General features: G+C 66.0%; 16 protein-coding genes. 2 read left to right on the top strand and 14 right to left on the bottom strand.

The genetic code is table 11. From position 1 onward, the window contains the following. Window positions 1-121: 121 nt before the first annotated feature. Window positions 122-1,231, bottom strand: a complete 1,110-nt coding sequence (locus PT85_RS16485) for a patatin-like phospholipase family protein (RefSeq protein ID WP_407681109.1) — start codon at window positions 1,229-1,231, stop codon at window positions 122-124. A gap of 109 nt (window positions 1,232-1,340) precedes the next feature. Between PT85_RS16485 and PT85_RS16480 the strand changes: the two genes are divergently transcribed. Next, complete coding sequence (locus tag PT85_RS16480; protein ID WP_039607265.1) at window positions 1,341-2,657, top strand: Na+/H+ antiporter family protein; 1,317 nt, start codon at window positions 1,341-1,343, stop codon at window positions 2,655-2,657. 112 nt (window positions 2,658-2,769) lie between these two features. Beyond that, window positions 2,770-3,846, top strand: coding sequence for an AI-2E family transporter (locus PT85_RS16475; RefSeq protein ID WP_039607264.1), 1,077 nt, complete (start codon window positions 2,770-2,772; stop codon window positions 3,844-3,846). On the opposite strand, the gene nuoN is transcribed toward PT85_RS16475, so the two are convergent. Genes nuoN through PT85_RS16410 form a run of 13 tightly spaced genes read right to left on the bottom strand, consistent with a single transcriptional unit; the run spans window position 3,828 to window position 18,556 of the window. Further along, window positions 3,828-5,288, bottom strand: coding sequence for an NADH-quinone oxidoreductase subunit NuoN (gene nuoN, locus PT85_RS16470; protein WP_039562114.1), 1,461 nt, complete (start codon window positions 5,286-5,288; stop codon window positions 3,828-3,830). The genes PT85_RS16475 and nuoN overlap by 19 nt on opposite strands. 5 nt (window positions 5,289-5,293) lie before the next feature. After that, entirely contained in the window at window positions 5,294-6,823 is a 1,530-nt protein-coding gene (nuoM, locus tag PT85_RS16465; RefSeq protein WP_039562115.1) for an NADH-quinone oxidoreductase subunit M, read from the bottom strand. 22 nt (window positions 6,824-6,845) lie between these two features. Further along, a complete protein-coding gene (nuoL, locus tag PT85_RS16460; protein ID WP_039562117.1) occupies window positions 6,846-8,690 on the bottom strand; it encodes an NADH-quinone oxidoreductase subunit L in 1,845 nt (614 codons plus the stop codon). Continuing rightward, window positions 8,687-8,995, bottom strand: a complete 309-nt coding sequence (gene nuoK / locus PT85_RS16455) for an NADH-quinone oxidoreductase subunit NuoK (RefSeq protein WP_027590934.1) — start codon at window positions 8,993-8,995, stop codon at window positions 8,687-8,689. Before nuoK ends, nuoL begins: the two co-directional genes overlap by 4 nt. A gap of 8 nt (window positions 8,996-9,003) precedes the next feature. After that, window positions 9,004-9,504 carry an NADH-quinone oxidoreductase subunit J gene (nuoJ, locus tag PT85_RS16450; RefSeq protein WP_027590933.1) on the bottom strand — a complete coding sequence of 167 codons (501 nt, stop codon included), beginning with the start codon at window positions 9,502-9,504 and terminating at the stop codon, window positions 9,004-9,006. Between the two features lie 30 nt (window positions 9,505-9,534). Next, on the bottom strand, window positions 9,535-10,083 hold the full coding sequence (gene nuoI, locus PT85_RS16445; protein WP_027590932.1) for an NADH-quinone oxidoreductase subunit NuoI: 549 nt from the start codon (window positions 10,081-10,083) through the stop codon (window positions 9,535-9,537). Window positions 10,084-10,095: 12 nt separating this feature from the next. Continuing rightward, on the bottom strand, window positions 10,096-11,085 hold the full coding sequence (nuoH, locus tag PT85_RS16440) for an NADH-quinone oxidoreductase subunit NuoH (protein WP_039607263.1): 990 nt from the start codon (window positions 11,083-11,085) through the stop codon (window positions 10,096-10,098). After that, window positions 11,082-13,784, bottom strand: a complete 2,703-nt coding sequence (nuoG, locus tag PT85_RS16435) for an NADH-quinone oxidoreductase subunit NuoG (protein ID WP_039607262.1) — start codon at window positions 13,782-13,784, stop codon at window positions 11,082-11,084. The genes nuoH and nuoG overlap by 4 nt, the downstream gene beginning before the upstream one ends. A 44-nt stretch (window positions 13,785-13,828) precedes the next feature. After that, on the bottom strand, window positions 13,829-15,169 hold the full coding sequence (gene nuoF / locus PT85_RS16430; protein WP_039607261.1) for an NADH-quinone oxidoreductase subunit NuoF: 1,341 nt from the start codon (window positions 15,167-15,169) through the stop codon (window positions 13,829-13,831). Continuing rightward, complete coding sequence (gene nuoE, locus PT85_RS16425; protein ID WP_039607260.1) at window positions 15,166-15,663, bottom strand: NADH-quinone oxidoreductase subunit NuoE; 498 nt, start codon at window positions 15,661-15,663, stop codon at window positions 15,166-15,168. Before nuoE ends, nuoF begins: the two co-directional genes overlap by 4 nt. A 2-nt stretch (window positions 15,664-15,665) precedes the next feature. Next, a complete protein-coding gene (gene nuoC / locus PT85_RS16420; protein WP_139182076.1) occupies window positions 15,666-17,468 on the bottom strand; it encodes an NADH-quinone oxidoreductase subunit C/D in 1,803 nt (600 codons plus the stop codon). Then, window positions 17,461-18,135, bottom strand: a complete 675-nt coding sequence (locus PT85_RS16415) for an NADH-quinone oxidoreductase subunit B (protein WP_027590926.1) — start codon at window positions 18,133-18,135, stop codon at window positions 17,461-17,463. Before PT85_RS16415 ends, nuoC begins: the two co-directional genes overlap by 8 nt. A gap of 10 nt (window positions 18,136-18,145) precedes the next feature. Further along, window positions 18,146-18,556, bottom strand: a complete 411-nt coding sequence (locus PT85_RS16410; protein ID WP_027590925.1) for an NADH-quinone oxidoreductase subunit A — start codon at window positions 18,554-18,556, stop codon at window positions 18,146-18,148. Window positions 18,557-18,597: the final 41 nt, after the last annotated feature.

Below are 18,597 nucleotides of genomic sequence, written 5' to 3'. Positions count from 1 at the left end.
TTAGGTCATCGTCAAGCACCTAAAACCAAAACCCCAATCCGCAACCGCGGGTTGGGGTTTTGTATTTTTCTGCTTAGAAAACAGCGAACTGCAGCCGACACCTCGGCCGCAGTTCACATGATCAAAGCGGCTTCAGGCGCTCCGACAGCTTTCCGTTTTCCACGAGATCCAAGAACTCATCACCCAGCCGCTGGCTTTCTGCCATGGCCTGACGCCAATAGCGAGCACGACCTTCATCATTCCCAAGGTAACGTTTGAAGTCGGTTCGGTCAGGCAGTTTTCCGTGCGGGAGGCCATCGAGGTACTCGGCTGACGGCGACAGCAGTACCACGCGGGAGAGCCTTTGTTGGTCGGCCTTACGCCAAGGCATGCTCTTATCGAACCAGCCGGGGATGACGCGATGGGTGAAGTGCGGGTAAAGAACCAGTCCCGGCTCCTGGTAGGGCAGGTCGAGGTGATAATCCAGCAATCCGCCGTCACGATAGGTGCCTGGTCCCACTCCCGGAATATCGCGAATGCCTTCCATGACCAGCGGGATGGAGCCGGAAGCCAGCAACGCGGCTCGCAGATTGAGCCGATCCATTGGGATGCAGCGCGAGGGAAAATCGCTCAGTTCTCCGAGCGGGGGTGCCTGCCGCGGGTCATGCATGACGATACGCTCGAAATGGCCTGCCAGGCGTCGTCGGCTCAGCAAATTGCTGGCGATCACGGAGGTCAGGCCAAGGGCAACCTGCAGTCGGCGCTCACCCGCGAGCAGGCCCTGACTGCGAACGACCATCACGGTGAGCCGATAATGCGCATTGTCGAGGATCGCGTCGTCCTGATCCTGCAGCAGTGCTTCGAGCATTTCTCGGCAACTGCGGGTTACTTCGGCGATGCTTGTCTTGCGACCGAAACGCAGGCTGGTGTAGAGCTCGCCGAGGCGGCGGAAACCCGCCACGGGATCGGGCAGGCAAGCGCTGGCGAAGCGCCATGAGCCAATGGATGCCCCGATCAGCGTCCGTATGCGAGGTGCGCGTGGCAACCAGTCACCGAAGAGCGCCAGGTCCAGGCCCTGAATGCCAAGGGCCTTGGGTCCGCCAGCCGCCCCTGGGAGGATGGCGACATCTTCAGGATTCAGGCCGCGCTCGCGGATGTGTGCAAGGGCGAGGGATCCAGCACGTATTTCCAAGGCTGGACGGGAGATATGGATACTGCTCACGGGACGTCCTTCTACAAGCGGCGAGCGCATTATACGGGTGCATGCCGCAAGGGACAGCCGGAGCGCAGGAACGCTGGATTTTTCGGGCTCAGATGCGGAGAATGCGCGTTTTTTTCGCGCGTATTCGCAGAGAACTCCTATGAATGCTGTAGTCGTAGCCGTTGGCCTCATGCTGATCCTCAGCCTGTCCCGCGTGCATGTGGTGATTGCCCTGATTGTCGGTGCGCTGGCGGGTGGTCTGTTGGGTGGCCTGGGGCTTGAGGGTTCACTGAGTGCCTTCAACAAGGGGCTGGGCGGCGGTGCGACCGTTGCGCTGTCCTATGCTTTGTTGGGTGCTTTTGCGGTGGCCATCGCCAAGTCCGGTCTGGCGCATGCCCTGGCCGACAAGGCGCTGATTCTGGTCGGCCAGCAGGCCAAGCGGGGGACCGGGCTGCTCAAGTGGGCCATGATCGGTTTGCTGATGAGTGTGGCGATTTCCTCCCAGAACATCCTGCCCATCCACATCGCCTTCATCCCATTGCTGGTGCCGCCTCTGCTGTATGTACTTAGCCAGCTGAAGATCGATCGGCGCCTGATCGCCTGTGTGCTGACCTTTGGCCTGGTGACGCCGTACATGTTCCTGCCGGTGGGGTTCGGCAGCATCTTCCTGAACGACATCCTGCTGGCCAACGTGGCGCGCGCCGGGGTGGATACCAGCGGTATCCAGGTCACCCAGGCCATGCTGATTCCAGCACTCGGCATGGTGAGCGGTCTTCTCATCGCCCTGTTCAGTTATCGCAAGGCGCGCAGCTACGACATGGAGCGGATCGAGCAGACCAAGCGAGTGGCTGTCCGTTACAGCCCCAAGAGCATGCTGGTCGCCGTGTTGGCGGTCGCCGCGGCGTTCGTTATTCAGCTGTGGCTGGATTCGATGATCATCGGAGCGCTGATCGGTTTCGTGATTTTCTCGGCGTCCGGCGTCGTGCGGTGGCGCGAGGCGGATGACCTGTTTACTGAAGGCATGAAGATGATGGCCATGATCGGCTTCATCATGATTGCAGCCGCCGGTTTTGCCGAGGTGATGCGCGAAACCGGGCAGGTCGGTGCGCTGGTTGAAGCGTCGGTGGCCTGGATCGGCAACAGCAAGGCGTTGGGTGCGCTGCTGATGCTGCTGGTGGGCTTGCTGGTGACCATGGGCATCGGCTCCTCGTTCTCCACGGTGCCGATCATCGCGGCCATCTTCGTTCCGCTGGGCGTCGAGCTGGGCTTCAGCCCGCTGGCCATCGTCAGCCTGGTCGGCACCGCCGGCGCGCTGGGTGACGCGGGTTCGCCCGCTTCCGACTCGACCCTCGGCCCGACTGCGGGCCTGAACGTCGACGGCCAGCACAACCATGTCTGGGATACGGTCGTACCCACCTTCCTGCATTACAACCTGCCGCTGCTGGCCTTCGGCTGGTTGGCGGCGATGGTGCTCTGAGCATCGCCTGATCTGCCCCCAGATGGAGCCTTCGGGCTCCATTTGACTTTCCGGGCCGCACTTACCGCCAGCGGGAATGCCTAAGCCAGGGGACGCCTCGACAGGGATACCCATGGCCAATCACCGACTCGAGAACAAGGTCTTTCTGGCCTTGCTGCTGCTGGTCTCCATCGCCTTCATCTGGATATTGCTGCCGTTCTACGGCGCGGTGTTCTGGGCCGTCATCCTGGCCATCATCTTTGCGCCCCTGCAGCGTCGGCTTACGCGCCGGATGCCCGGGCGGCCCAATCTGACGGCGACCATCACCCTGTGTGCCACGTTGCTGGTCGCCGTTCTGCCGGTCGGCATCATCGGAACATTATTGGTGCAGGAGGGCGCGAACCTGTACCAGCGAATCGAAAGCGGCCAGCTGGATCTGGGGGCCTACCTGGAGTGGATTCGCGAGCGGCTGCCTCCTTCCCTGCAGCAGCAGTTGAACCGGTTGGGAGTCGGCGACTTCCAGGACCTGCGTGAGCGGCTGTCCGGCCTGTTGCTGCAGGGCAGCCAGTTCCTCGCGACACGGGCGTTCAGCTTTGGGCAGAGCACCTTTGAGTTCCTGGTGCGACTGGCTGTCATGCTCTATCTGCTGTTTTTTCTCATCCGTGACGGCTCCGCCATGGTGGCCCGGGTGCGTAACGCCTTGCCGCTGGCCGATGTGCAGAAGCACCGGCTGTTCACCAAGTTCACCCAAGTGGTGCGGGCCACGGTGAAGGGCAATCTGGTGGTGGCGATCACCCAGGGGACCCTGGGCGGGTTGATCTTCTGGTTCCTTGGCATCCCCAGTGTGCTGCTGTGGGCGGTAGTAATGACCTTCCTTTCGCTGTTGCCGGCGGTGGGAGCCGCGTTGATCTGGACGCCGGTGGCCATTTATTACCTGCTCAGCGGGCAGATCTGGCAGGGGGTGTTGCTGACGCTATACGGAGTCGGGGTCATCGGTCTGGTGGACAACGTGCTGCGCCCGATCCTCGTTGGCAAGGACACCAAGATGCCCGATTACATGGTGCTGATTTCCACGCTGGGTGGCCTGGCGCTGTTTGGGCTCAACGGTTTCGTCATCGGTCCACTGGTGGCCGCGCTGTTCATGTCCACCTGGGGGTTATTCACCGAGCGGGAGGAAGCAGCCGTCGACGATCATAGGCCGGCTGCCTGAGCCAGTTGCAGCAGGGGTTGTGGGTAGATGCCCAGGAAAAAGGCGAGTGCGGTGATGGCCAGCAGCATGATGCCGCCGGCGCGCTGCGGCCAGTTGATCGGTGGCTCCCGGCGCATCAGGCCCGGCTCGACCAGGTACAGGGTGACCATGACCCGCAGGTAGTAGAACAGGCCGATGGCGCTGCCGATGATCAATGCGCCGATCAGCCACCAGAGCTGCGCCTGCACGCCGGTGGCGAGGATGTAGAACTTGCCGATGAAGCCGGCGGTCAGCGGTATGCCGGCCAGGGACAGCATCATCACCGTGAGTACCGCGGTCAGGTAGGGCCGCCGCCAGAACAGCCCGCGGTATTCGAACAGGGCATCCGCGTCGCGTCCCTTGAACGGGCTGGACATCAGCGCCACCACCCCGAAAGCGCCGAGCGTGGTCAGCACATAGGTGACCAGGTACACGGCGATGGCCTCGCCGGCCAGCCCGCTGCTGGCAATCAGGGCGATCAGCAGGTAGCCGAAGTGGGCGATGGAGGAATAGCCCAGCAGGCGCTTGAGGTTGTTCTGCTGCAGGGCGAGCAGGTTGCCGATCAGGATCGAGGCGATGGCGATCACCGATAGCGTGCTATCCAGCCAGCCGCCATAGGTGGCCGGCGATAGCTGATACAGGCGTACCAGCACCACGAACACGCCGACCTTACTGGCCGTGGCCAGGTAGGCGGCCACCGGTGCCGGCGCACCCTGGTAAACGTCGGGTGTCCAGAGGTGGAAGGGCACCAGGGAAAGCTTGAAACCCAGACCGACCAGTATCATGACCATGCCCGCCTGCACCAGCGGGGCAAATTCGCCGGTACCCAGGCTGATGCCGATTCCGACGAAGTCCAGGCTGCCCGACTCGGCATACAGCAACGCCATGCCGAACAGCAGGAAGGCACTGCCGGCGGCGGACAGGACCATGTACTTCAGGCCGGCTTCCAGGGAATGGCGATTGAAGAAGGCGTAAGCCGCCAGGCCGTAAACCGGCACCGACAGCAGTTCCAAACCGATGAGCAGCGCCGCCAGGTGCTGGCTGGTGACCAGCACGATGCCGCCGGAGGCGGACAGCAGCATCAGCAGGTAGAGCTCCTCGCGGTTGCCGGGGAAGCCGCCTTCGCCCGGCTTGCGACCCAGGTAGGCGTGGGCCAGGGTAATGCAGGTCAGCGTCGCGACGAGCAGCAGTGCCGTGTAGAAGTAGCCGAAGGCATCCATGCGCAGCAGCGCCGTCACGTCGAGGGGGGCGGCCTCCAGGGCCGGCTGGATCGACAGCAGCGCCAGCAGCAGGCCCGCCACCGAGGCGATATAGGCAATGCGGTGGTTGCGCTTCCAGGCGATCAGCAGCATCACCGCGATGGCGGTGCCGGTGGTGACCAGCAGGGGCAGCAGGGCGATGAAGTGGGCGAACGTCAGGTCCATGCGGGCTACCGGATCGAGGCGAATGGGGTGATGGCCGTGCCTAGCCACTGACGGATTCCCTGCGCGCTGGCCTGCGCGGTATCCAGCGCCGGCTGCGGGTAGATGCCCAGCAGCACCAGCAGCACGACCAGCGTCAGGACCATGCCGATCTCGCGGCCATCCAGGCCAGGCAGCGGCTCCGGGGAGCTGGCGGGCCCGAAGTAGGCACGATGGACCATGGCCAGCGAGTAGACCGAGGACAGCACGAGGCCGAAGGTGGCGATCACCACCACCCAGGGATGTGCAGCAAAGGCACCGAACAGCACCAGGAACTCACCGATGAAGTTGCCGGTGCCCGGCAAGCCGAGCGAGGCCACGGCGAAGAACAGGCTCAGGGGGGGCAGCCAGGGCAGGCGACGCCACAGGCCCCCCATCTGTCGCATGTCACGGGTATGCACACGCTCGTACAACTGACCGCACAAAATGAACAGCGCAGCGGCGGACAGGCCGTGGGCGAGCATGAGGATCACCGCACCCTGCAGGGCCAGCTCGCTGCCCGAATAGATGCCGATCAGCACGAAGCCCATGTGGGAAATACTCGAGTAGGCCACCAGGCGCTTGATATCGGTCTGCGCGAAGGCCAGCAGGGCGCCGTAGAAGATGCCGATCAGCCCCAGCGTCATGGCGATCGGCGCGAACTCCGCCGAGGCGTTGGGAAACAGCGGCAAGGCGAAGCGGATCATGCCGTAGGCGGCGGTCTTGAGCAGGATGCCGGCCAGGTCGACCGAACCGGCAGTGGGCGCCTGGGCATGGGCGTCGGGCAGCCAGGCGTGGAAGGGCACCAGCGGGAACTTCACCGCGAAGGCGATGAAGAAACCGAGCATCAGCAGGTATTCGATGCCGGGGGTGAGTTCGGTTTCCAGCAGCCGGGCGTAGTCGAAGGTAACCACGCCGCTGTTCAGGTAGTGCACCAGCACCAGGCCGAGAATGGCCACCAGCATGAGCAGGCCGCTGGCCTGGGTGTAGATGAAGAACTTGGTCGCGGCGGTGATCCGCGTCTTCTTGCCGTCGCCGCTATGCCCCCACAACGCGATGAGGAAGTACATCGGCACCAGCATCATTTCCCAGAAGAAAAAGAACAGGAACAGGTCCATGGCCAGGAACACGCCGACCACGCCTCCCAGGATCCACAGCAGGTTGAGGTGAAAGAAGCCGACATGCCGCTGGATCTCGTTCCACGAACACAACACCGACAGCACCCCGAGCAGCCCGGTCAGCACCACCATCAACAACGAGAGTCCATCCAGCGCCAGGTGCAGGTTGATGCCCAGGCGGGCGATCCACACCTGCCGGTACTCCATGGCCCAGACCCCGGCGTCAGCGGGAGAGGGGGCCAGGCGGTAGTCGCCCAGCAGCCACAGCCACAGGCCCAGCGCGAGCAGCAGCCCCATGGCGAACAGGGCGATCCAGCGCGGCAGCGTCTGGTTGACGCGCTCGACCAGCCAGCAGAGCAGACCGCCGAGAAAGGGAACCAGGATCAGCCAGGGAAGCATCACGGTGTCGAATCCTTGCGCACGTTCAAATCAGGACCAGGCCAAGCAGCAGCACGGCTCCACCCACCAGGGACAGCGCGTACCAGCGCAACTGGCCAGTCTGGGTCCGACTGGTAGCCCGGTGCCCAGCCTGCGCCAGCTTCGCCAGCAGGCCCATGCCGCGATCGATGGGATCGCGACCCAGCAGGCGGCACAGCAGCAGGTAGGGCCGCACGAACAGCCTGTCGTAGAGCCAGTCGAATCCCCAGGCGGCCCGCCACCAGGCATGCAGCAGCCGTCCCGGCGGGCTCTGCGCGAGCGCCGTGACCCGCGTGCGCTTGCCAAGGAACAGCCCGGCGGCGAGCAGGATGCCGGCGACGGCAATCGCCCCCGAGGTGATTTCCAGTGTCATGCGCCCCTCGTCCGTGGTCTGCCCGGCGCCCGGCGGCAATACATCGGCCAGCGGCGGGCTGATCCAGGCGCCGAGGAAGGTGGACAGCAGGATCAGCACGACCAGTGGCAGACCGTGGGCCAGGCCGCGTCCCGCGTGAGCCTCGATACGTGGTGAGCCGTGGAAGACGATGAAGATCAGTCGGAAGCAGTAGAGCGAGGTCAGCAAGGCGCCGACCAGGCCGGCGAACAGCAGTCCGAGATGGCCGCTGGCGAAGGCTTCCCAGAGAATCGCGTCCTTGGAATAGAAGCCGGCGGTGAGCAGCGGCAGGGCCGCCAGCGCCGCGCCCCCCACCAGGAAACTGACATAGGCCAGCGGCAGGCGGCGCCATAACCCGCCCATGCGGAAGATGTTCTGTTCGTGGTGGCAGGCGTTGATCACCGCGCCGGCGGCGAGGAACAGCAGGGCCTTGAAGAAGGCGTGGGTCATCAGGTGGAAGATCGCCGCACTCCAGGCGCCCACGCCCAGGGCGAGGAACATGTAGCCGATCTGGCTCATGGTCGAGTAGGCCAGGATGCGCTTGATGTCGGTCTGCGCCAGGGCGGCGAAGCCGGCCAGCAGCAGGGTCGTGGCGCCGATAAGGCCGACCAGCTGCAAGACCTCCGGCGCCAGCAGGAAAAGGCCGTGGGTGCGGGCGATCAGGTAGACGCCGGCGGTGACCATGGTAGCGGCGTGGATCAGCGCGGAAACCGGCGTCGGGCCGGCCATGGCATCGGCCAGCCAGGTCTGCAGCGGCAGTTGCGCGGACTTGCCGACCGCGCCGCCGAGCAGCGCCAGCGCCGCCAGGCTGATCCACGGGTCGCCCTCGGCGAATCGCTGCGGCGCCAGGGCGAGCAGCGCCTGGATGTTCAGGGTGTCGAGCTGCACGAACAGGATGAACAGGCCGAAGGCCATTAGCACGTCGCCGACCCGGGTGACGATGAAGGCCTTGAGGGCCGCGTTACCGTTGGCCCGCTCGTCGTAATAGAAGCCGATCAGCAGGTAGGAGCACAGGCCGACGCCCTCCCAGCCGAAGTACAGCAGCAGCAGGTTATCGCCCAGCACCAGCAGCAGCATGCTGAAGATGAACAGGTTGGTGTAGGCGAAGAAGCGCGAATAGCCCTCTTCGCCACGCATGTACCAGCTGGCGAACAGGTGGATCAGGAAGCCGACCCCGGTCACCACGCCCAGCATTGTCAAGGACAGGCCATCCAGATGCAGGCCGACGCTGGCCTGCAGGCCCGCCACGTCCAGCCATTGCCATAGGCGCTGGGTGTGGATGCCGCCCGCCGGCGGCGAGGTGACGAACTCTACGGCGACCCAGGCCGTGACCAGCGCCGCCAGACCCACCGAGCCGACCCCGATGACGGCGGCCAGGCGATCCGGCAGGCGTCCACGCGAGAAGGCCAGCAGCAGGTAGCCGAGCAGGGGAAAGAGGAAGGTCAGGGGCAGCAGGTTCATCCACGCATCTCGCTGGCGGCATCCACGCTGAGGGTGTCGAAGCGGCGGTACAGCTGCAGCAGGATGGCCAGGCCGATGGCTGCCTCGGCGGCGGCCAGGCTGATCACCAGAATGAACATGATCTGCCCGTCGGGCTGCGCCCAGCGGCTGCCGGCCACCACGAAGGCCAGGCCGCAGGCGTTCATCATGATTTCCAGGCTCATCAGCACGAAGAGGATGTCGCGACGCACCATCAGGCCGACCAGACCCAGGCAGAAGATCAGCGCGGCGACGGCCAGGCCATGTTCAAGGGGGATCGCATCGATCATGGCGGTCACTCCGTGGCCTCGTGGCGTCCCAAGTGGTAGGCGGCCACCAGCGCCGCCAGCAGCAGCAGCGAGGCCAGTTCCACGGCCAGCAGGTAGGGGCCGAACAGCGCGATGCCGACAGCCTTGGACGGTACATCTTCCAGCCCGAGGGGCACCTGGCTGGGCGCGGCGAACAGCGCCCACATCAACTGGCCGAACAACAGCAGCGCCAGCAGCCCGGGGCCGATCCAGACTCCCGGGGTCAGCCAGCTGCGCTCCTGGCGCGCGGTCTCCGGGCCGAGGTTGAGCATCATCACTACGAACACGAACAGCACCAGGATCGCCCCGGCATACACGATGATTTCCAGCGCCCCGGCGAACGGCGCGCCGAGGCTGAAGAAGCACATGGCCACGGCCAGCAGCGAGGTGATCAGGTAGAGCAGGGCGTGCACCGGATTGCTGCCAGTGATCACCCGGAAGCTGGCCACCACGGCCACGCCGGCGGAGAGGTAGAAGGCATATTCCATGTCAGGGCCTCGGCGAAACAGGTTGGCGGGTCATGGCAGCAACCCCTTCACATCGATCGGCGGCGCCTCGTCCCGGGCGGCGCCCTTGGGCTTGCCGGCGATGGCCATGCCGGCCACCCGGTAGTAGTTGTAGTCCGGATACTTGCCGGGGCCGGCGATCAGCAGGTCCTCCTTTTCGTACACCAGCTCCTGGCGCCGGTATTCGCCCATCTCGAAATCCGGGGTGAGCTGGATCGCCGTGGTCGGACAGGCTTCCTCGCACAGGCCACAGAAGATGCAGCGCGAGAAATTGATGCGGAAGAACTCCGGATACCAGCGGCCGTCTTCCTGCTCGGCCTTCTGCAGGGAAATGCAGGCCACCGGACAGGCCACCGCGCAGAGGTTGCAGGCCACGCAGCGCTCTTCGCCGTCGGGGTCGCGGGTCAGCACGATGCGGCCCCGGTAGCGCGGCGGCAGGTACACCGGCTCTTCCGGGTACTGCAGGGTGTCGCGCGGGCGAAAGCCGTGGCCGAAGATCATCACCAGGCTGCGCAGCTGGGTGAAGGTGCCGTGCACCACCTCGCCTATGTACTTGAGCATGGCTGCTTCTCCTCAGCGGGCCGCCAGCACCAGCGCACCGGTCACCAGCAGGTTGAGCAGGGTCAGTGGCAGGCAGAACTTCCAGCCGAAGGCCATCACCTGGTCATAGCGTGGACGCGGCAGCGAGGCGCGCAGCAGGACGAAGAACATGATGAAAAACCCGGTCTTCAGCGCGAACCAGACGAACGACAGCCATGGCAGCGCATCGAGGAACGGGCCGTGCCAGCCGCCGAAGAACAGTGTGGTCAACAACGCCGAAATCAGGACGATGCCGATGTACTCGCCGACGAAGAACATGCCCCATTTCATGCCGGCGTATTCGATGTGGTAGCCGTCGGCCAGCTCCTGCTCGGCTTCCGGCTGGTCGAAGGGATGCCGGTGGGTCACCGCCACGCCGGCGATGAGGAAGGTACAGAAACCCAGGAACTGCGGCAGGATGAACCACAGGTGCTGCTGGTACGCGACGATGTCGCGCAGGTTGAACGAACCCGTCTGCGCCACCACGCCCATCAGTGAAAGGCCGAGGAACACCTCGTAGGACACGGTCTGCGCCGAGGCCCGCAGCGCGCCGAGCAGGGCGTACTTGTTGTCGCTCGCCCAGCCGGCGAACAGCACCGCGTAGACGGTCAGGCCGGCCATGGCGAAGAAGAACAGGATGCCGATATTGAGGTCCGCCACGCCCCAGGTGGGGGTGATGGGCACCACGGCGAAGGCCATCAGCAATGCGCTCATGGCCACCACCGGGGCCAGGGTGAACACCATTCGGTCGGCGAAGGGTGGCGTCCAGTCCTCCTTGAAGAACATCTTCAGCATGTCGGCGGCCAGCTGGAACATGCCGAACGGGCCGACGCGGTTGGGACCGTAGCGGTCCTGCCACCAGCCCAGCAGGCGACGCTCGATGAAGCTCAGCAGGGCGCCGGCGATCACCACCGCCAGCAGGATCACCAGCGCCTTGATGACCGCGATGAGGATGTCGACCACGCCGGGCGTCAGCCAGCTCATGGCGCGGCCTCCAGATCCATGGCCAGGCTGTCGGCGCGCAGCGGCGGTATGCCCGGTAAACCGCTGGGCAGACCGAGCAGGCCCGGGGCCAGGTGGTCACTCAGGCGCAGCGTCAGGCGCAGTCGCTGATCATCGAGGCGCAGGCTGACCGGCATGCCGTCGCGCAGGCCGCGTCGCTCGGCCTCGTCGCGGCCCAGCAATGCGTAGGCATCGGGCATGCGCGCCTGGATCGGCGCGGCGCGGGCGCTCAGCTCCTCGCTGCCGAACAGGTGATGCAGTGGCACCACGTGCAGCAGCCCCGGCCGGGGCTCGAACTCCGGTGGCGGTGCGCACCAGGCCAGGTCGCCACGCGGGCCGTCGAGCAGTCGCACGCCCGGATCGCCGGCCCGCAGGTGGCCGCCCACCTCGTCCTGGAAGCGGTTCCACGCCTGCGGCGAGTTCCAGCCCGGGGACCAGGCGAAGGGGATCTGCTGCCGGGGCTCGGTGCTGCCGGCATAGCCCTCCATGGAAAAGGCGAACGCGCTGTCCCGATCCTGGGGCTGGCGCGGCTCGTGCACGTTGAGGTTGGCGCGCATGGCGGTGCGGCCGCTGTAGCGATGCGGTTCGCGGGCCAGCTTGAGGCCGCGAATGCGAAAGCTTGCCCGGGGCGCGGCGTCGCGGATGCCGGCCAAGAGCGGGTGGGCGGCGGCGCACGCCTCGGTGGCCTGGTCCAGCTCGGTCCAGTCCACCGGGCGGCTCTGCAGGGTGCAGTGCAGGGCATGCAGCCAGCGCCAGCCCTCGCGAATGCGACACTCAGGGTCGTAATAATACGGCTCGAAGACCTGGAAGAAGCGCTGCGCGCGGCCTTCCTGGCTGACCAGGGTGCCGTCGGCCTCGGCGAAGCTGGCGGCGGGCAACAGTAGCTGGGCGCGCGCAGCGGTGGCGGTCGCCTGATGGTCGAGGACGACCAGTGTGGCCTGCTCCAGGGCGGCCTCGATGCGCTGGGCGTCGGTGCGCCGGTACAGATCGTTCTCCAGCACCACCGCGGCCTGTGCTTCGCCACGCTGCAGAGCCTGCAGCGCGTCCTCCAGGGGGCTGCCGCCGAGCAGGCTCAGGCCGAGGCTGTTGGCTTCCGGCACTACCAGGCTGAGCGATGCGTTCTTCCGGCGATTCTTCAGCGCCTGGGCGATGTTGCCCACGGCGTCGAGCAACGCGGGCTCGCCCAGCGAGGTGCCGCCGATCAGCAGCGGCCGGCGGGCGGCCAGCAGGGCGGCGGCGATGCGCTCGGCATCTTCCCGGGTTGCTGGCTCCAGCCCCTCGACCGCCGGGGACTGCGGATCGATGGCGTGTGCCACGGCGAAGCCCAGGCGCGCCAGATCGCGCGGTGCAGCCCGGTGGCAATGCTCGGCCAGATCATCCAGGCGGGTGTGCTCCAGGCTGGCGATGAACAGCGGATTCAGCGCCCGCTGGGCGACGTTCTGCACGGCGGCCTGATGCCAGTCCGGGACCTGCAGCGCGGCGGCCATCTCCCCGGCCTTGCCGTGGGCGGCCTGGCGCACCGCCAGGGCCAGGCGGGCGGCGGTCTGGGTCAGGTCCTCGCCGAGAATGAACACCGCGTCGTGGCGTTCGATGTCGCGCATCGAGGCCACCGGCAACGGGCCCTTGTGCAGCAGGTCGCGGACGCGGTTCAGGCCGTCCAGCTCGGCGGCGCTCACCCCGCTGCAGAAATGTCGCTCGCCGACCAGCGTGCGCAGGGCGTGGTTGCTTTCCAGGCTGGCACGCGGCGAGCCGATGCCGATCACCCGCTTGCCGCGCAGCAGCTCGGCAGCCTTGTCCAGCGCGGCATCAATGCCCAGCATGGCGTCCGCGCAGCGGGGCTGGCGCGGGCGGTCCGGGCGATTGACGAAGCCGTAGCCGAAGCGGCCACGGTCGCAGAGGAAGTAGTGGTTGATCTCGCCGTGGTAGCGGTTCTCGATGCGGCGGATTTCCCCGTAGCGTTCGCCGGGGCTGATGTTGCAGCCGGCCGCGCAGCCGTGGCAGATGCCGGGTGCGTACTGCATGTCCCACTTGCGGGTGTAGCGCTCGGAGTGGGGTCGGTCGGTAAATACCCCGGTCGGGCAGACCTCGGTGAGGTTGCCGGCGAACTCGCTGTCCAGCGGGCCGTCCTCGACGCGGCCGAAGTACAGGTTGTCATGGGCGCCGAATACGCCCAGGTCGGTGCCGCCGGCGTAGTCGTTGTAGTAGCGCACGCAGCGGTAACAGGCGATGCAACGGTTCATCTCGTGGCCGATGAACGGTCCGAGGTCCTGGTTTGCGTGGGTGCGCTTGCTGAAGCGGTAGCGGCGCCGGCTATGGCCGGTCATCACCGTCATGTCCTGCAGATGGCAATGCCCGCCTTCCTCGCATACCGGGCAGTCGTGCGGGTGGTTGATCATCAGCCACTCGACGACTCTTGCGCGGAACGCGCGGGCTTCCTCGTCGGCGATGGAGATCCAGGTGTTGTCGCTGGCCGGCGTCATGCAGGACATCACCAGCCGGCCCCGGGTATCGTGCTCGTCGCGGAACTGCTTCACCGCGCACTGGCGGCAGGCGCCGACGCTACCCAACGCCGGATGCCAGCAGAAGTAGGGAATGTCGAGGCCGAGCGACAGGCAGGCGTGCAGGAGGTTGTCCGCCCCGTCGACCTCGTATGCCTGTCCGTCTACATGAATGGTGGCCATGCTGCTGTCCTTCCTGTCCGCCGCAGCGGGGTTGCGGTTTCTCCTCAGGTTTGCGCGAGCCCTCGGCGCGCGCGCGCCGAGGGCGCGATGCCGGCTTTGAACTCGTCGCGGAAGTACTTCAGGGCACTGCCCAGCGGCTCCACCGCGCCCGGCGCGTGGGCACAGAACGTCTTGCCCGGGCCGAGGAACTCGACCAGTTCGCCGAGCACCTGCAGGTCCTCGGGCGTGCCCTGGCCCTGCTCCAGCGCGCGCAGGATCTTCACGCTCCACGGCAGGCCGTCGCGGCACGGCGTACACCAGCCGCAGGACTCGCGGGCGAAGAACTCCTCCATGTTGCGCAGCAGCGACACCATGCTGACCGACGCATCGACGGCAAGTGCCAATCCGGTGCCCATGCGGGTGCCGACCGCGGCGATGCCGCCGGCGTGCATCGCCGCGTCCAGGTGTTCAGGCAACAGGAAGCCGGTGCCGGCGCCGCCGGGCTGCCAGCACTTGAGCTTATGGCCATCGCGCATGCCGCCGGCGTGGGTTTCCAACAGCTCGCGGGCGCTGATGCCGAAGGGCAGTTCCCACAGGCCGGGCGTGCGGACCCGGCCAGAGAAGCCCATCAGCTTGGTGCCCATGTCGTCGCTGCCGGAGCGGGCCAGGGAGCGGTACCAGTCCACGCCGTGCAGGATGATCGCCGGCACGTTGCACAGGGTTTCCACGTTATTGACACAGGTCGGTCGGCCCCAGGCGCCGACGCTGGCCGGGAAGGGCGGCTTGGCGCGCGGGTTGGCGCGGCGGCCTTCCAGCGAATTGATCAGCGCGGTTTCCTCGCCACAGATGTAGCGGCCGGCGCCGGTGTGCACGAACAGCTCGAAATCGAAGCCGCTACCGAGGATGTTGCGGCCCAGCAGGCCGGCGTCGCGGGCCTCTGCCAGGGCGCGGTTGAGGATGCGCGCCGCGTCGACATACTCGCCGCGCAGGAAGATGTAGCCGCGACCGGCTCGCAGCGCGTGGGCGCTGATCAGCATGCCTTCCACCAGCAGGTGCGGCAGCTGCTCCATGAGCAGCCGGTCCTTCCAGGTGTTGGGTTCCATCTCGTCCGCATTGCACAGCAGGTAGCGGATGTTCCGCGTGTCGTCGGCGGGCATCAGGCTCCATTTCACCCCGGTCGGAAAGCCTGCGCCGCCCCGTCCCTTGAGGCCGGAGTCCTTGACCGCCTGCACGGTGGCAGCCGGGGTCAGCTCGTCGAGGGCCTTGCGCAGCGCCTGGTAGCCGTTGGTACGGCGGTATTCGTCCAGCCACACCGGTTCGCCATCCTCGCGCAGGCGCCAGGTCAGCGGATGGGTGTCTTCGGCACGTGGTACGCGGTTGGCGGGACCGAGAGAGGCGAGTTTCATGGATAGGCCTCCAGCAGCCGGGCGAGGGCGTCGGCGCTCACGTTGCCGTAGGTGTCGTCATCGATCATCAGCGTGGGCGCCTTGTCGCAGTTGCCCAGGCAGCACACCGGCAGCAGCGTGAAGCGGCCATCGGCGCTGGTTTGCCCGGGCTCGATGCCGAGCTGGTCACGCAGGCGGACGAGCAGCGTCTCGTGACCGGCAATAAAGCAGGTCATGCTGTCGCACACGCGCAGGATGTGGCGGCCCACCGGTACGCGAAAGATCTGGCTATAGAAGGTGGCTACGCCTTCCACGTCGCTGGCGGGGATGCCCAGCAGTTCGCCAATGGCCTCGCAGGCGCCGTCCGGCACCCAGCCACGCTGCTGTTGCACGATCTTCAGCGCCTCGATTGAAACGGCCCGCGAGTCCTCGAAGTGCTGTTTTTCCTGCTCAATGGCCTGCCGTTCGGCCTCGCTCAGGGTGAATCGGTCGGTCTGGATCAGGGTCTGGCTCATGGTCAGCGGTCCACGTCGGCCATCACGAAATCGATGCTGCCCAGGTAGGCGATCAGATCGGAGATCATGCTGCCGTTGATCACCGAGGGAATCTGCTGCAGGTGCGGGAAGCTGGGGGTGCGGATGCGCGTGCGGTAGCTCATGGTGCTGCCGTCGCTGGTCAGGTAGTAGCTGTTGATGCCCTTGGTCGCCTCGATCATCTGCAGGCTTTCGTTGGCCGGCATCACCGGCCCCCAGGAGACCTGCAGGAAGTGGGTGATCAGCGTCTCGATGTGCTGCAGCGTGCGTTCCTTCGGCGGCGGCGTGGTCAGCGGATGGTCGGCCTTGTGGGGCCCTTCCGGCATGTTGCGCAGGCACTGTTCGATGATCTTCAGGCTCTCGCGCATCTCGCCCAGCTTCACCAGGCAGCGGTCGTAGGCATCGCCGTTGACGGCCAGCGGCACTTCGAACTCGAAGTGCTGGTAACCAGAGTAGGGACGCGCCTTGCGCAGGTCGAAGTCGCAGCCGGTGGCGCGCAGGCCGGCTCCGGTCACGCCCCAGTCCAGCGCGTCGCGGGTGGTGTAGGAGGCCACTCCCCTGGTACGTCCGATCAGGATGCTGTTCTTCAGGGCGGCCTTCTCGTACTCGTCCAGGCGCCGGGGCATCCAGGCGAGGAACTCGCGCACCAGGGTGTCCCAGCCGCGCGGCAGGTCGTGCGCCACACCGCCGATGCGGAACCAGGCCGGGTGCATGCGAAAGCCGGTGATCGCCTCCACCACCCGATAGGCCCGCTGGCGATCGGTGAAGGTGAAGAACACCGGGGTCATGGCACCGATGTCCTGGATATAGGTGCCGAGGAACAGCAGGTGGTTCAGGATGCGGAAGAACTCGGCGAGCATCACGCGGATGAAATCCACGCGGTCCGGCACCCGGATACCGGCGAGCTTTTCCACGGCCAGCACATAGGGCAGGTTGTTCATCACCCCGCCCAGGTAGTCGATGCGATCGGTGTAGGGGATGTAGCTGTGCCAGCTCTGGCGCTCGGCCATCTTCTCGGCGCCGCGGTGGTGGTAGCCGATCTCCGGCACGCAATCGACGATCTCCTCGCCGTCCAGCTGCAGGATGATGCGGAAGGCGCCGTGGGCCGAGGGATGGTTGGGGCCCAGGTTGAGGAACATGAAATCCTCGTGGGCGCCGCGCCGCTGCATGCCCCAGTCCTCGGGGCGGAAGCGCAGCGCCTCCTGCTCCAGATCCTGTTTGGCGGCGGTCAGGCTGTAGGGGTCGAACTCCGTGGCGCGGGCCGGGTAGTCCTTGCGCAGCGGGTGCCCCTCCCAGGTGGGCGGCATGAGGATGCGGGTCTGCAGCGGGTGGCCGCTGAAGCGGATGCCGAACATGTCCCAGATTTCCCGTTCGTACCAGTTGGCGTTCGGCCAGACGCCGGTGGCGCTCGGCAGTTCCGGATCGCCTTCCAGCAGCGCGACCTTGAGCATCAGGTCGCTGTTCCGCTCCAGTGAAATCAGTTGGTAGAAGACGCTGAAGTCGGCCGGAGGCAGTCCTTGGCGACGGGTGCGCAGGCGCTCATCCATGCCGTGCAGGTCATAGAGCATCGAATAGGGGCGGGGCAGCTGGCGCAGGAAACGCAGGATCTCGATCAGCCGCTCGCGCGCCACCCAGAGCACCGGCATGCCGGTCAGGGTCGGTTGCTCGGTGAAGGCGTCGGCGCCGAAACGAGCGTGAAGTTCGCTGACAATGCCGCGATCATCCTCCTGATAGGGCGGAATGTGCAGCGTTCCGCCGGGGTGCGTCGACTGTTTAGGCTCAGACATCATCGGGACTGCGCAGTTGAGTGACCTGGATGCGCCGTTCACGGTGCCGTTCGCGCTGCGAGGGCATTTCCGCCCTATAGACGCCCTGATCGCCAATGACCCAGGAGAGCGGACGGCGTTCCTGGCCGATCGACTCCTGCAGCAGCATCAGCCCCTGCAGGAAGGCCTCCGGACGGGGCGGGCAGCCGGGCACGTAGACATCCACCGGCAGGAACTTGTCGACGCCCTGTACCACCGAGTAGATGTCGTACATACCGCCGGAGTTGGCGCAGGAGCCCATGGAGATCACCCATTTCGGCTCGAGCATCTGCTCGTAGAGCCGCTGGATGATGGGCGCCATCTTGATGAAGCAGGTGCCCGCCACCACCATGAAGTCGGCCTGGCGCGGCGATGCGCGAATCACCTCGGCGCCGAAGCGGGCGATGTCATGGGGTGCGGTGAAGGCGGTGGTCATTTCCACGTAACAGCAGGAAAGCCCGAAGTTGTACGGCCACAGGGAGTTCTTGCGACCCCAGTTGACCGCGCCGTTGAGCACCTCCTCGAGCTTGCCCAGGAAGATGCTGCGGTGGACCTGATCCTCCAGCGGATCGCCTACCGTCGAGCGTTCACCGATCGGGTAGCGCGGGTTGGCCGCCTCCGGATCGATCCGCACAAGGTTGTATCGCATCACCCATGCCTCATTGTTTGTGCGTCGCCTGACGCGCACGGCGACGGCTGGGTGACCAGTCGAGCGCGCCGATCCGCCCCAGATAAACCAGGCCCGCCAACAGGATTGCCACGAAAATGGTCGCTTCGATGAAGCCGGCCCAGCCGCTTTCGCGTACCGAGATCGCCCAGGCGAAGAGGAACAGCGCCTCGACGTCGAAGATCACGAATAGCATTGCGACCAGATAGAACTTGGCGGACAGGCGCAGGCGGGCGCTGCCGGTGGAAACGATGCCGGACTCGAAAGGTTCGTTCTTGCTGCGGCCCCAGGACTTGCCGCCGAGCAGGCTGGAGACGCCGAGCATGAAGGCGCACAGGCCCAGGACGCCGGCCAGGAACACGGCAAAGGCCCAGTGGTGGGAAAGGGTGGCGATATCGGTCATGGCCAGGCTCCCGGGTGCCGGTGCGGCGGAAGGCGCCGGTG

The organism is Pseudomonas flexibilis (assembly GCF_000806415.1).
GTDB lineage: Bacteria > Pseudomonadota > Gammaproteobacteria > Pseudomonadales > Pseudomonadaceae > Serpens > Serpens flexibilis.
The sequence above is the reverse complement of the archived record's forward strand: the minus strand, read 5'-3'. Positions and strand labels throughout refer to the sequence as shown.